The 13,792-nt window shown below is 45.3% G+C and carries 11 protein-coding genes; 9 read left to right on the top strand and 2 right to left on the bottom strand.

What is annotated here, in order from left to right; genetic code table 11:
* The first annotated feature begins 200 nt into the window (after positions 1 to 200).
* From gyrA to ABL924_RS03330, 9 genes are all read left to right on the top strand, one after another.
* Positions 201 to 2,855, top strand: a complete 2,655-nt coding sequence (gene gyrA / locus ABL924_RS03370) for a DNA gyrase subunit A (RefSeq protein WP_349025659.1) — start codon at positions 201 to 203, stop codon at positions 2,853 to 2,855.
* A 3-nt stretch (positions 2,856 to 2,858) separates the two neighbouring features.
* On the top strand, positions 2,859 to 3,938 hold the full coding sequence (gene serC, locus ABL924_RS03365; protein WP_349025658.1) for a 3-phosphoserine/phosphohydroxythreonine transaminase: 1,080 nt from the start codon (positions 2,859 to 2,861) through the stop codon (positions 3,936 to 3,938).
* 29 nt (positions 3,939 to 3,967) lie between these two features.
* Positions 3,968 to 5,053: a prephenate dehydratase gene (gene pheA / locus ABL924_RS03360; protein ID WP_349025657.1), complete on the top strand. Its 1,086-nt coding sequence runs from the start codon at positions 3,968 to 3,970 to the stop codon at positions 5,051 to 5,053.
* Positions 5,054 to 5,099: 46 nt separating this feature from the next.
* Positions 5,100 to 6,212 (top strand): histidinol-phosphate transaminase, encoded by a 1,113-nt coding sequence (gene hisC / locus ABL924_RS03355; RefSeq protein WP_349025656.1) that lies wholly within the window; start codon positions 5,100 to 5,102, stop codon positions 6,210 to 6,212.
* On the top strand, positions 6,202 to 7,077 hold the full coding sequence (locus ABL924_RS03350; protein WP_349025655.1) for a prephenate dehydrogenase/arogenate dehydrogenase family protein: 876 nt from the start codon (positions 6,202 to 6,204) through the stop codon (positions 7,075 to 7,077). The genes hisC and ABL924_RS03350 overlap by 11 nt, the downstream gene beginning before the upstream one ends.
* 4 nt (positions 7,078 to 7,081) lie before the next feature.
* Complete coding sequence (aroA, locus tag ABL924_RS03345; protein WP_349025654.1) at positions 7,082 to 8,422, top strand: 3-phosphoshikimate 1-carboxyvinyltransferase; 1,341 nt, start codon at positions 7,082 to 7,084, stop codon at positions 8,420 to 8,422.
* Positions 8,416 to 9,084, top strand: a complete 669-nt coding sequence (cmk, locus tag ABL924_RS03340) for a (d)CMP kinase (RefSeq protein ID WP_349025694.1) — start codon at positions 8,416 to 8,418, stop codon at positions 9,082 to 9,084. The genes aroA and cmk overlap by 7 nt, the downstream gene beginning before the upstream one ends.
* Positions 9,085 to 9,177: 93 nt before the next feature.
* Positions 9,178 to 10,845 (top strand): 30S ribosomal protein S1, encoded by a 1,668-nt coding sequence (rpsA, locus tag ABL924_RS03335; RefSeq protein WP_349025653.1) that lies wholly within the window; start codon positions 9,178 to 9,180, stop codon positions 10,843 to 10,845.
* A gap of 62 nt (positions 10,846 to 10,907) precedes the next feature.
* On the top strand, positions 10,908 to 11,213 hold the full coding sequence (locus tag ABL924_RS03330) for an integration host factor subunit beta (protein WP_349025652.1): 306 nt from the start codon (positions 10,908 to 10,910) through the stop codon (positions 11,211 to 11,213).
* Positions 11,214 to 11,817: 604 nt separating this feature from the next.
* On the opposite strand, the gene ABL924_RS03325 is transcribed toward ABL924_RS03330, so the two are convergent.
* Both ABL924_RS03325 and ABL924_RS03320 read right to left on the bottom strand, forming a co-directional pair.
* A complete protein-coding gene (locus ABL924_RS03325; protein ID WP_349025651.1) occupies positions 11,818 to 12,723 on the bottom strand; it encodes a LysR substrate-binding domain-containing protein in 906 nt (301 codons plus the stop codon).
* Positions 12,724 to 12,726: 3 nt separating this feature from the next.
* Entirely contained in the window at positions 12,727 to 13,770 is a 1,044-nt protein-coding gene (locus ABL924_RS03320) for a sulfate ABC transporter ATP-binding protein (protein ID WP_349025650.1), read from the bottom strand.
* Positions 13,771 to 13,792: the final 22 nt, after the last annotated feature.

Raw genomic sequence — 13,792 nt, 5'->3', positions numbered from 1 at the left:
GAATACAGTTCAACTTCTTTTGCGATATGAGCAAACAACGCAACATCTTCGACGCGAAGCGCACAATTTGATACAATAATGGGATAATCAATTGCCGAGTAAACACGCCTGAACCGTAAAAATCATGGGAATTTGTGCGTTTTCGTCCGGTAAAAAACCATGCCAGGGCTTTCAACTGATACATTGCTAGTTAGGGATTAATGTCAAACTTCGCGAAAGAAATCATACCTGTTAATCTCGAAGATGAGATGAAGCAGTCTTATCTCGATTACGCTATGAGCGTTATCGTAGGTCGTGCTCTTCCAGATGTTAGAGATGGCTTAAAGCCGGTGCATCGCCGTGTGCTTTACGCCATGAATGAGGTGGGCAACGACTATAACAAGCCGTATAAAAAATCTGCCCGTATCGTCGGTGACGTGATGGGTAAATACCACCCGCATGGCGATAGCGCAATCTACGATACGATGGTGCGTATGGCGCAGCCGTTTTCCATGCGCTATGTGCTGATTGATGGGCAGGGTAATTTTGGCTCTGTTGATGGCGATTCACCTGCCGCCATGCGTTATACGGAAGCGCGACTGGCTAAAATATCGCATGAAATGCTGGCTGATTTGGATAAGGAAACCGTCAATTTCGTCCCTAACTACGATGAATCCGAGTCCGAACCGCAAGTTTTGCCTACCAAAGTACCTACGCTGCTGATTAACGGTTCATCAGGCATTGCCGTGGGCATGGCGACCAATATCCCGCCCCACAATCTCACGGAAGTCATCAACGCTTGCTTGTTGATAATCGATAATCCAGAAGCCACCGTGCATGAAATGATGGCGCATATCACCGGGCCAGATTTCCCCACCGCTGGCTTTATCAATGGCGCATCAGGCATTTACAGTGCTTACACCACAGGTCGCGGCAAGATCTATCTCCGCGCTCGCTGCCATTTTGAAGACATAGGCGATAGCAGTAGGCAAGCAATCATAACGACCGAATTGCCTTATCAGGTCAACAAAGCGACTTTGCAGATGAAAATTGCCGAGCTTATCAAAGACGGCAAGATCGAAGGTATTTCCGCGATTCGTGACGAGTCCGATAAGGACGGTATGCGTCTGGTGATTGAATTACGCCGTGGTGAAGTAGCTGAGGTTGTGTTGAATAACCTGTACAAACAGACGCAATTCCAGACGGTATTTGGCATCAATATGGTGGCGTTGTTGGATGGTCGTCCATATTGCCTTAACCTGAAAGAAATTCTCCATGCCTTTGTCGATCATCGGCGCGAAATCGTCACCCGCAGGACGATATTTAACCTACGTAAAGCACGGGAACGGGCGCATGTGTTGGAAGGCTTGGCAGTTGCCCTAGCCAATATTGACGACATGATCGAATTGATTAAGTCTTCCCCCAGTCGCGCCGAAGCCAAAGAAGGCTTGTTGGCAAGGACTTGGAATGCCGGACTGGTTATTTCCTTGCTAGACAGGGCAGATGCAGATCGCTCCCGACCTGAAGATTTAGCACCGCAATTTGGTATTGCTGGCGACGTTTATCGCTTATCTGATGGCCAAGCCCAAGCCATTCTTGAACTCCAACTACAACGCTTAACAGGTTTGGAGCAAGATAAGATCATCAATGAGTATAAGGAGTTGCTAGAGCAAATCGACGAATTTTTGTATATCCTTGCCAACGATGAGCGGCTGATGGAGATCATCAGGGAAGAACTGGTTGCCATTCGGGACGAATACGGCGACAAACGCCGCACGGAAATCATCCAGAGTCAACTCGATCTGTCTGATGGCGACTTGATTACCGAAGAAGATATGGTTGTTACTATGTCTTACGAAGGCTACGTCAAATCCCAGCCCTTGACCGATTACAGGGCGCAGCGACGCGGTGGGCGTGGCAAATCAGCTACGGCAACCAAAGAAGAAGATTATGTCGATAAGCTGATCGTTGCTAACACCCACGATACTATTTTGTGTTTCTCATCGCGGGGTAAAGTCTACTGGATGAAGGTTTATCAACTGCCAGTTGCAAGCCGCGCTTCCAGAGGTAAGCCGTTTGTTAATTTACTCTCGCTTGATGATGGCGAAAAAATCAATGCCATCTTGCCGATTAAAGAGTTTACCGACAATAAATTCATTTTCATGGCAACGTCTTCTGGTACGGTCAAAAAAACGCCGTTAAACGAATTTGAGCGCCAACGTGCCAATGGCAAAATCGCCATTGACTTACGTGAAGACGACACTTTAGTGGGCGTTGCTGTCACCGATGGGCAGCAAAATGTGTTGCTGTTTGCCAGTTCAGGTAAGGCGAATTGCTTCAATGAGTCCGACGTGCGACCTATGGGTAGGACGGCTGCTGGTGTGCGTGGTATGCGCTTGCAGGATGGTCAGAAGATCATTTCGCTGATTATTGGCACAGAAGGCATGGTGCTGAATATTACAGAAAACGGGTTCGGCAAACGTACTCGGGTGGAAGAATTTACCCAGCACAAACGAGGTGGACAGGGCATGATTGCTATCCAGACCTCGGAACGCAATGGCGGATTGGTCGGCGCGGTATTGGTCAATGAACATGATGAAATCATGTTGATTACTGATGGTGGCATCTTGGTACGTACCCCCGTGGATGGTATTTCTGTCGTTGGACGTAACACCCAAGGCGTACGAATTATTCGCCTGGACAAAGGGGAAAAAGTGATAGGTGTTGATCGGATTGAAGGGCTCGCGGGTGAGGATGACGATCTGGGTGAGGAAGGGGAAGTTGACGAGAATTTCTCAGGCCTAGAAGATCAAGTAGACCAAGAACAAGACGATCAAGAAACAACGAATGACGATGACGATTCAGGAGAAGAGTAAAAAATGAGTAGAGTTCATAATTTTAGTGCAGGGCCGTCCGCGCTTCCTGAGTCGGTTTTAAGGCAAGCCCAGGCTGAGATGCTGGAATGGCGGGATAGCGGCATGTCAGTTATGGAAATGAGCCATCGCGGTAAATATTTCTCGATGATTGCTGAAGAACTCGAAAGTGATTTGCGCGAACTATTGGCTATTCCAGCTAACTATAAGGTGCTGTTTTTGCAGGGTGGTGCATCCGCACAGTTCTCTTTAATTCCACAAAACATATTGAATGGTAAGGCTAAAGCCTGTTATCTCAATACTGGTGCGTGGTCTGAAAAAGCCATCCAGGATGCAAAGGCCTATTGTGAAGTTATCGTAAGCGCCAGTTCGGAAGCCAGCAAATTTACCCAAATTCCCGATTTTGCAAGCTGGAAATTTGACCAGGATGCAGCGTATTTGCACTACACGTCAAATGAAACTATTCATGGGGTTGAGTTTCAATCAACGCCGGAAGCGAAAGGATTAATCTTGGTTTCCGATATGTCCTCAAATATCTTGTCTCGTAAGGTTGATGTCAGCCAATTTGGCTTGATTTACGCCGGAACCCAGAAGAATATGGGCCCCGCCGGTGTTACCGTGGTGATCGTTCGGGATGATTTGGTAGGCCATGCAGCCAAAGGTACACCGCCAGTATTCGATTACGCCCAGCAAGTCAAAAACGGCTCGATGCTGAATACCCCAGCAACTTATAACTGGTATTTGGTTGGCCTTGTGCTGAAATGGCTAAAAGAGCAGGGCGGGGTGGCAGCGATAGAACAACGCAATATTAATAAAGCAGCAAAGTTATATGGTGTCATCGACCAATCGGCTTTGTATAAAAACCCTGTAGAAAAAACCGTCCGTTCCAGGATGAACGTGCCTTTTATCCTTGCTGATGAAGCGCTCGATAAGCCTTTTCTTGCTGCAGCGGAGGCTAACGGTTTGTTTGAATTAAAAGGCCATCGTTCAGTTGGCGGTATGCGTGCCAGTATTTATAACGCTATGCCCGAGTCGGGTGTTGATGCGCTGTGCGAATTCATCAAAGAATTTGAACGGACACACTAAATTAAAACCGTAATTTCTTCACAGTCCCCATGACATCAATCACGCCTCTTAGTGACTTAAGAGAAAAAATTGATAGCCTAGACCAGCAGATTTTGGAGCTGATTAACCAGCGTGCAGCCTGTGCGATGGAAGTGGCGAAAACTAAGATTGCTTTAGGGGAACAAGGTACTTTTTATCGTCCTGACAGAGAATCACTGGTATTAAGGCGGATACAAGAACTTAATCAAGGTCCCTTGCCGGATCAAACGGCGGTGCGTTTCTTCAGGGAATTGATGTCTTCCTGTTTGGCGCTGGAAAAACCTTTGGATGTGGCTTATTTGGGGCCAGAAGGTACGTTTACTCAGCAGGCGGTACTTAAACATTTCGGTAATGCGGTTAAGGCGATTCCAGAATCAACCATTAACGACATTTTTACTACCGTCGAGAATGGTGGTTGTCAGTTTGGTGTGGTTCCGGTAGAAAATTCAACCGAAGGAGTCATTAACCATACCTTGGATCGGTTTCTAGGTTCGTCCCTGAATATTTGCGGTGAAGTCGAAATTAGGGTGCATCAAAACCTGATGGGTCTGGTTGAAGATAAGGCTCAAATTACTGAAATTTTTTCTCACCAGCAATCGCTGGCACAGTGTCGCCAGTGGCTGGAGAAAAATTTCCCGAACGTTAAGCTTACCGCAGTGAGTAGCAATGCCGAGGCAGCAAGATTGACATCGGTAACCAAAAACACGGCTGCGATAGGTGGAAGACCTGCGGCAGAGCTGTATCACCTCAAAATTTTTGTTAAAAATATTGAAGATGAGCCGAATAACACCACACGTTTTATTATCATTGGCAAACAAAACTCGTCATCAACTGGAAAAGATAAAACTTCGGTAGTGGTTTCTACAGGTAACCAACCGGGGGCGTTGCACAAAATTTTGGAGCCTTTTGCCAGATTTGGAATTGGTATGCTGCATATTGAATCGCGGCCATCCCGGCAAGGCTTATGGGAGTATGTGTTTTTTATCGACATTGAAGGTCATAGCCAGGACGAGAAGGTTGCCAAAGCCTTAGAAATACTGAAAGACAATGTCAGTATGATGAAATTGCTCGGTTCATATCCTAAAGCTGTACTCTGAAATTTACTTATTTTTCTTACTATTTCGCTAGGCCAGCTAATAACGCATGAATAACACCGACAATATTTATGAACTCACTGTAGCTGGTGTTCGTCAGCTTGTTCCTTATGTTGCCGGGAAGCCGATTGAAGAACTTGAGCGTGAGCTGGGCTTGACCAATATTATCAAGCTAGCATCCAATGAAAATCCTTTAGGCCCTGGAAAGAAAGCGTTGGCGGCGATACAGGGGGCATTACTCAAGCTGACCTTATACCCTGACGGCAATGGCTTCAACTTAAAGTCAGCGTTGGCAAAAAAATATGCGCTGAATGCCAATCAGATAACGCTCGGAAATGGCTCGAATGAATTGCTGGAATTAGTGGCAAGGGCATTTTTGCAGCCTAGGTTGGAAGCGATGTTTTCCGAGCATGCGTTTGCCGTTTATCCAATCGTGACCCAAGCCGTAGGTGCAAGCGCTGTAATCATCCCTGCGTTAAATTATGGCAATGACTTAGACGCAATGGCTGCGCGGGTGAGTGACAAAACCCGTGTTATATTCATTGCTAATCCAAATAATCCGACAGGTACTTTGCTTAGTCAAGTCGAGCTACAACGATTTATTTCTGTATTGCCCAAGCATTGCCTATGTGTCCTGGATGAAGCCTATTTTGAGTTTATTAATGAGCAGGATCGGATCAATTCTATCGACTGGCTTAAAACCAATCCCAATTTAATCATTACGCGTACTTTTTCAAAAGCCTATGGCTTGGCAGGTTTGCGGATCGGTTATGGCTTGTCCAGCCCTGAGATTGCGGACATCCTTAATCGAGTGCGCCAACCTTTTAATAACAATGCTTTAGCGTTAGCGGCGGCAGAAGCGGCTCTAGGTGATGATGAGTATTTGCAACAAACTATTGCAGTCAATACCCAAGGGATGACGGATTTGACCGACGGTTTTAAAGCTTTGGGATTGGAATGGATACCTTCGGCAGGAAACTTTGTTTCTGTTGACCTGAAACGGCCAGGGCAACCCGTTTATGAAGCCTTATTACGTAAAGGCGTGATTGTTAGGCCAGTCGCCAACTATGGATTGCCCAACCATCTTCGTATTAGTATCGGTACGCCCACCGAAAACCAGTTTTTCCTCAAGGCATTGGCAGAAGCGCTGAATGTTCAATAAGCTTTGTATTATTGGGGTCGGCTTGATTGGCGGTTCAGTTGCGCGAGCCGCTAGACAGCAAGGTTTAAGCAAAACGATTTTAGGATTCGGTCGTGAAGACGACTTGGTGAATTTGCAAACCGCAAAGCAGTTAGGGGTAATTGATGATTATTGCCTGAATATCTCAGAAGCAGTAACAAATGCTGATTGCATTGTCATAGCCACTCCAGTTGGCGCGATTGAGTCAGTTTTTACCTTGCTCAAGCCATTATGGAACGAAAAAGTCATCTACACGGATGTGGGCAGCACCAAAATCAATGTTATTACGGCTGCGGAACGGGTTTTCGGGTGTGTTCCTGATAATCTAGTGCCTGCCCATCCCATTGCGGGTGCGGAACAAAGTGGAGCTGTTGCTGCGGTCGATGATCTGTTTGTCAATAAACGTTTGATTATTACCCCGGATAAGTCCACGCGGCCAGACATGGTGCAAACTATGCGGAAATTTTGGGAGCGGTTAGGTACGCAAGTAGCCATTATGGATGCCGCCCATCATGATGCCATTCTTGCAGCAACCAGCCATTTGCCCCATATTGTGGCGTTTGCACTGGTTGATATGTTGGGGCATAAGGATGAACAGTCTGAAATATTTAAGTACGCAGCCAGTGGTTTTAAGGATTTTACCCGTATTGCATCCAGCGATCCGACTATGTGGTTGGATATTTGTATTGCTAATAAAAACGAGATAATCCCGTTAATTCAGCAACTTAAAGTCGAGTTAGATAAAGTCGAAAGCCTACTTTACAGTAACGATAACGAGCAACTTTTTAATACCTTTACCTATGCCGGCAAGGCACGGCAACGCTTTCTTGATCTCTACGAAAACTAAAACTATGTCAAAATCAATCACTTTTATCGTTCAACCTGGCGGACAATTGCGTGGTGAGGCGCGTGTTCCTGGTGACAAATCCATGTCGCACCGCTCCATTATGTTGGGTTCATTAGCCGAAGGCGTAACCCACGTTAAAGGATTCCTGGAAGCCGAAGATGCCTTGGCGACGTTGCAAGCCTTCCGCGATATGGGTGTGCAAATCGAAGGCCCAGTTGATGGTTGCGTAACGATTCATGGTGTGGGCAAGCACGGCTTAAAAGAGCCCCAAAAAGAGTTGTATTTGGGCAATTCAGGTACTTCCATGCGGCTTTTGAGCGGTCTTTTGGCGGGACAGTCCTTTAATACTGTGTTGACTGGCGATAAATCATTGTCAGGGCGCCCTATGAAGCGGGTCACTGAGCCTTTGGCGGCTATGGGCGCAGACATCAAAACTACCGAGAAAGGCACGGCGCCATTGGAAATAACTGGCAGGGCAGGGCAGTTACAGGGCATTGATTACACCATGCCGATGGCGAGCGCACAGGTTAAGTCCTGCTTGTTACTTGCTGGCATGTATGCCCAGGGTGAAACCAGCGTGACCGAATCCGCACCCACCCGCGACCATACCGAACGTATGTTGTCGGGATTTTCTTATCCAGTAAAGCAAGATGGCAGCAAAGTCAGCATTACGGCGGAAGGCAAATTGACCGCAACCGATATTGATGTACCCAGCGATATATCATCAGCAGCGTTTTTCCTGGTGGGTGCGTCTATAGCGTCAGGTTCGGATATTATATTAAGGCATGTGGGCATCAATCCAACCCGTACAGGGGTTATTTCCATTTTGCGACTGATGGGTGCAAGTATCGAAATCTTAAATGAGCGCGTCGTAGGTGGAGAACCCGTAGCGGATTTGCACGTTGTTTCCAAACCATTAAAAGGTATAGACATTCCTGAAGAGCTTGTACCTTTGGCGATTGACGAATTCCCCGTGCTGTTTGTGGCGGCGGCTTGTGCAGAAGGTCAAACTCGGCTTAGCGGTGCAGAAGAGCTCAGGGTTAAAGAATCAGACCGCATTCAGGTCATGGCGGATGGCTTGCAAATATTGGGTGTTGATGCTCAACCCACCGCAGACGGCATGGTCATCCTGGGCGGAGGAATAATAGGTGGCGGCACAGTGACATCGCATGGCGACCATCGCATCGCAATGGCATTTGCTATCGCTGGGCTTCGTGCCAGCGCTCCCATCACCATTTTAGATTGTGCCAATGTAAATACCTCCTTCCCTGAATTTAAGGATTTGGCAAAAAATCTGGGGTTAGCTTTGGTCTGCGAAGAAGGCATAGGAGGCAAGGGCTGTTAATGAATATTCCCGTTTTGACTATCGATGGGCCAAGCGGTGCAGGGAAAGGCACAGTTAGCCGTATTGTGGCGAAAAAACTGGGCTGGAATTACCTGGATAGCGGATCCATTTATCGGTCATTGGCTATCGCCTTGTTGCAAAAAAATGTTGATTTGTCTAATGAGATTGAAACCCTGAAAGTAGCCCAAACACTGGATTTAGCATTTGAATGCGATGACGGTCTGATTGTTAAATTAAACGGTCAAGACATCACATCCCAATTAGTTACTGAAGCGACCGGAAATGTGGCTTCGATAGTTGCAGCAATACCTGAAGTGAGGCAGGTATTGCTGCAAAAACAAAAGGATTTTAAAAAGCCGCCCGGATTGGTGGCAGATGGCCGAGACATGGGAACTGTGGTGTTTCCTGATGCCGACTTCAAAGTTTATTTAACTGCAAGCGCCACCAAAAGGGCTGAAAGAAGATATAAACAGTTGATGGAAAAAGGAATTGATGTTAATATTTTACAGATAACCAGTGAGATAGAAGCGCGTGATTGCCGCGATAAGGAACGCTTAACAGCCCCTTTAGTACAGGCAGTGGATGCCCTTTTCATCGATTCATCTGCCATGACGATAGACGCTGTCATAGCTCAGGTGCTGAGTTTAGTTCCGCAACGATAGCAATGTAAACACAGGCTATCGTTTTTTGCGGTTTTTTAACCTTTTAAATTAGATTAAGGTCTGTTGAATTAATGGCAGTCCTGGGAATATAAAATGAGCGAAAGCTTTGCTGAATTACTTGAAGAAAGTTTGAAAAAGACTCAAATGAGTCCGGGTTCAATGTTGATTGGTACGGTTATTGATATCGAAAACGATATGGTAATCGTCAGTACGCAATCCAAATCAGAGGGTGTCATTCCAAAATGGCAATTTCTGAATAACAATGGCGAATTAGAAGTCAAGATAGGTGACGAGATTGAAGTCGCCCTTGATTTATTCGAAGACGGTTTGGGTGCTACCCTACTTTCAAGGGATAAAGCAAAGAAAAACAAAGCATGGTTCGAATTGGAAAGTGCTTTTGAAAATCAAGCCACTATTATCGGCCAAATCAATGGCAAGGTTCGTGGCGGGTTCACTGTCGCTGTCGGTGCCTTACGTGCGTTTTTGCCAGGATCTTTGGTTGATGTTCGACCCATTAGAGACACCACATTCCTAGAAAATCGTGATCTAGAATTTAAGGTTATAAAAATCGACCAAAAGCGCAATAACGTTGTGCTTTCGCGCCGTGCAGTGGTTGAAAAAGAATACAGTGCGGAACGTGAAGAATTACTGAAAACACTTGAAGAAGGCGCAATTGTCACCGGCGTTGTCAAAAACCTGACCGATTACGGTGCATTTATAGACCTTGGCGGTATTGATGGTCTGCTGCATATCACCGACATGGCCTGGCGCCGTGTAAGACACCCTTCAGAGTGTGTTGAAATCGGTCAAGAAATAAAAGTTAAGGTCATGAAATACGATAAGGAGAAGAATCGTGTTTCATTAGGCATGAAGCAAATGGGCGAAGATCCTTGGCAAAACATTGCCCGCCGTTACCCTGCTGGGTCACGCGCATTTGGCAAGGTCAATAACCTTACCGACTACGGCTGTTTTGTTGAGATTGAAGAAGGCGTAGAAGGCTTGGTTCACGTATCAGAAATGGATTGGACTAACAAAAACGTCAATCCATCTAAACTCGTGCAATTGGGCGAAGATGTTGAAATTATGATCTTGGAAATTGACGAAGAACGTCGTCGTATTTCTTTAGGTATGAAACAGTGCAAAACCAATCCTTGGGATGAATTTGCAGCAACGCACAACAAGGGCGATAAAATTACCGGCAAAATCAAGTCAATTACTGATTTCGGTATATTTATTGGCTTGGATGGCGGTATTGACGGCTTAGTACACATGTCTGATATTTCTTGGGCGGAAGATGGCGGTGAAGCATCGGCGCGTGAGTTCAAGAAAGGTGATGAACTCGAAACGGTTATTTTGGCGGTCGATTCTGAACGTGAGCGTATTTCACTCGGCGTTAAGCAGTTAGAACAAGATCCATTCCAAAACTTTCTGGCTACCACTGAAAAAGGTGGCCTAGTAAAAGGTGTCATTAAAGAAGTTGATGCAAAAGGCGCAGTAGTTACCTTGGCAGATAATGTGGAAGGTTATATTCGCGCTTCTGAAATTCAACGTGACCGCGTTGAGGATGCCCGTACTCTATTAAAAGAAGGCGATGCAATTGAAGCCAAATTTATTGGTATAGATAAGAAAAGTAAGTCAATCTCTTTGTCTATAAAAGCAAAGGACAGTGAAGAGGAAACCACTACTATTAAGGATCATACCCAGCAAGCTGCTATAGGATCGCCTACATTTGCTGATATTTTCAAACAAATAGAAAAATAAGCTATTATTTAGGGGTTATTTTAATAACCCCTAAAATTCCTTTCGTTTTTGCAGGATAGAATGTGACTAAATCTGAATTAATTGAAGCATTAGCTAAACGTCAACCTCATCTCGAACTTAAAGATGTTGAATTGGCAGTCAAATGTATCATAGAGAAAATGAACCAAGCTTTATCTACTGGTGAAAGAATCGAAATCAGGGGTTTTGGCAGTTTCTCATTGCACATGCGTCCGCCTCGCGTAGGGCGAAACCCGAAAACGGGTGAGTCTGTTCAATTAACCAAGAAATACGTTCCGCATTTTAAACCCGGCAAAGAACTTCGTGACCGAGTTGACGCATCGAGTAGTAGCTATAAAATAATCGACTGATTAGGTTCTGTTGACTTTTCATTATCGGCATATGTCTTTAAAAATAAGTCCATAAAAATAAATGGCTAGCTGTAAATGCACAAATCATGTGCCGTCATTCCGGCAGGGACTGCCAGAAGCCAAGGAAGGCTTTATGCCGACTGGAAGCCGCAACTCCCTTGATTTTCGTTGCCCAAATGTTAACAGAACCTAGCACGATTTAATTTTCTGCATAACAATTGGTGATGGCATCTTTGATAACGGTGCCATATTTGTTGATTACAATATCTCTCGCAGCTGAATGAGACTCTGTGCCTGTTTTATAGACGTTAATCCCCTGTTAATTTCTTTCTATTTCAAATTCCCAAAGCAAAGCTTTTGTGTAAAAAAATTAATTTGCTTTGCTGTGACTTTGTTTTATCTCAGAGTGGCCTTTCTAAGGTATTGTCAGCTATATATTTAGCGTTTCTTTTTGATCCATAAGCCGCATTAAAAATGTATTTGAAGTCTATGTGGTACGAAAACGTCCGTTATCGTTTATCCAGTACTTTCGTGCCTTTCTCTGCAGCCGTCGGTTCCTATTAGAAAACCTTGTTGCCAATATAAATTTGAATAAATTTTTTAATCAATTTAATTGATAAAATTTAGGCGATGATGATTCTAGTTGTTCAATAAAGTAGCGCATATAACTTGGAAGATAACTTTGTTTTAAGTAGGCGAGCTTGGTTGTCGATACAGGAATGAGATGGGATAAATTCAACGCCACTAAATCAGAATCAATATTCGATTCGTACGACATGCTGGAAACTATTCCAACACCATAACCCAAACGCACATAGGTTTTGATAACATCCGCATCCGCGGCTGCAAGGGTTATATCGAGCATAATCTCGGCTTTATCAAACGCTTTCTCGATATTGCTACGTCCTGTAAAGCCTCGGCTATAGGTCAATATGGGGAAATCCGCCAATCGTTGTAAGGTAATTTCTCCTTGCGCCAATTCATGTCCTTTCGGGACAACCACAATGTGATGCCATTCATAGCATGGCTTGATAACCAGCTTATCATCGCTCAACATTTGTTCGGTGCAAATGGCAATATCGGCTTTATGTTGGTGCAATAAGTTAATTAAGTTTAACGGGGACGATTGCTCCATATAGATTTTGATCCAAGGAAATTTTTCCCTGAATCGGCTAATCGGTGTGGGTAAAAAATACCGAGCTTGCGTGTGGGTGGTGGCGACATGCAATGTGCCGTTGCGAATATCCAAGTAATCGTCGGCGATTTGCCGAATATTGCGCTTCGCTTGGTTGACGGTATCGACTTCAGCCAAAATGCGCTCACACAAGGGAGTCGGCCCCAATAATCGCTTGCCATGCCGCTCGTACAAGGGCGTACCGATTTCCTCTTCAAGCATCATTAACTGCCTGCTAACCGCGGACTGTACAATGTGCATTTTTTCCGCCGTTTTGGTCAGGTTGTAACCCGTCTCTTGAAGGAGATGCAGAATTTCGAGTTGGTTTAAGTTCATCGCTCAGTTGAACCAATGGGCATGTTTAATGAACAACGATACCTTATCGCCCTTATTCAAATCCAATTGCCTAAATTCCTCGTTAGCCATTTCGGCAAAAACGGTCTTGGCTGCGCCGTTCTCAACATCTCGACTTAATTCCAGTCGGATTGTCGCGCCCAGATGTTGCCAATCTTTCAAAAAAATCGGTGATATGGGCTTATCTCTTTGCTTTTCTACGGCAATGTGGTGTGGACGCACATGTGCGGTAAGCCCTTGGGGATCATCGAGAATTACGCCGCCGCTCCTAAGCCAATCACTGTCACCTTTTTCCAGATGAAACACATTGGTTTGTCCGATAAAATGGGAGACGAAATCATTGCTGGGGTGGTCATAGATTTCGCTGGGAGTGCCTTTTTGCTCAATTTTACCTTTATTGAACACCACAATCTGATTAGCTACCTCCATCGCTTCTTCTTGATCGTGAGTCACAAAGATTGTAGTCACATTTAGGTTTTGGTGTAGATGCCGTAACCAAAGGCGTAAGTCTTTGCGGACACTGGCATCAAGCGCACCAAACGGCTCATCCAACAATAATACTGATGGTTCTACGGCCAATGCCCGCGCTAACGCGATGCGTTGTCGCTGGCCGCCAGAGAGCTGGTCGGGAAAGCGGTCATGTAGCCAGTCCAGTTGAACCAGGTTTAGTAAATCATGGACATTCTTGCGGATAATGGCTTCGCTGGGTCGATCCTTGTGTGGTTTTACCCGCAAACCGAAAGCCACATTGTCAAATACGGTCAGATGCCGGAATAGGGCATAATGTTGGAAGACAAACCCGATATGGCGGCTTTTGACCGGTTTATCTGTAACCTTGTCGCCTTTCAAAAAAACATCGCCCTGGTCGGCTTGTTCAAGACCGGCAATGATTCGCAGCAACGTGGTTTTGCCGCAGCCGGAAGGGCCTAATAAGGCGACCAATTCGCCCTCCGGTATATCTAAGTTAATATCGCTTAAGGCAGAAAAAGCGCCGAAATGTTTACTAATATTTTTTAAGACTATGCTCATGGCCAATTTCTCATCAAATCGT

This window comes from Methyloglobulus sp. (assembly GCF_040079455.1).
GTDB lineage: Bacteria > Pseudomonadota > Gammaproteobacteria > Methylococcales > Methylomonadaceae > Methyloglobulus.
Note: the sequence above shows the minus strand (reverse complement) of the source record. Positions and strands in the feature narration are given on the sequence as shown.

Bases quoted from the DNA above. Each gene is read 5' to 3' on its own strand.
- gyrA (WP_349025659.1), top strand. From the start codon at position 201: ATGTCAAACTTCGCGAAAGAAATCATACCTGTTAATCTCGAAGATGAG.
- serC (WP_349025658.1), top strand. From the start codon at position 2,859: ATGAGTAGAGTTCATAATTTTAGTGCAGGGCCGTCCGCGCTTCCTGAG.
- pheA (WP_349025657.1), top strand. From the start codon at position 3,968: ATGACATCAATCACGCCTCTTAGTGACTTAAGAGAAAAAATTGATAGC.
- hisC (WP_349025656.1), top strand. From the start codon at position 5,100: ATGAATAACACCGACAATATTTATGAACTCACTGTAGCTGGTGTTCGT.
- ABL924_RS03350 (WP_349025655.1), top strand. From the start codon at position 6,202: ATGTTCAATAAGCTTTGTATTATTGGGGTCGGCTTGATTGGCGGTTCA.
- aroA (WP_349025654.1), top strand. From the start codon at position 7,082: ATGTCAAAATCAATCACTTTTATCGTTCAACCTGGCGGACAATTGCGT.
- rpsA (WP_349025653.1), top strand. From the start codon at position 9,178: ATGAGCGAAAGCTTTGCTGAATTACTTGAAGAAAGTTTGAAAAAGACT.
- ABL924_RS03325 (WP_349025651.1), bottom strand. From the start codon at position 12,723: ATGAACTTAAACCAACTCGAAATTCTGCATCTCCTTCAAGAGACGGGT.
- ABL924_RS03320 (WP_349025650.1), bottom strand. From the start codon at position 13,770: ATGAGCATAGTCTTAAAAAATATTAGTAAACATTTCGGCGCTTTTTCT.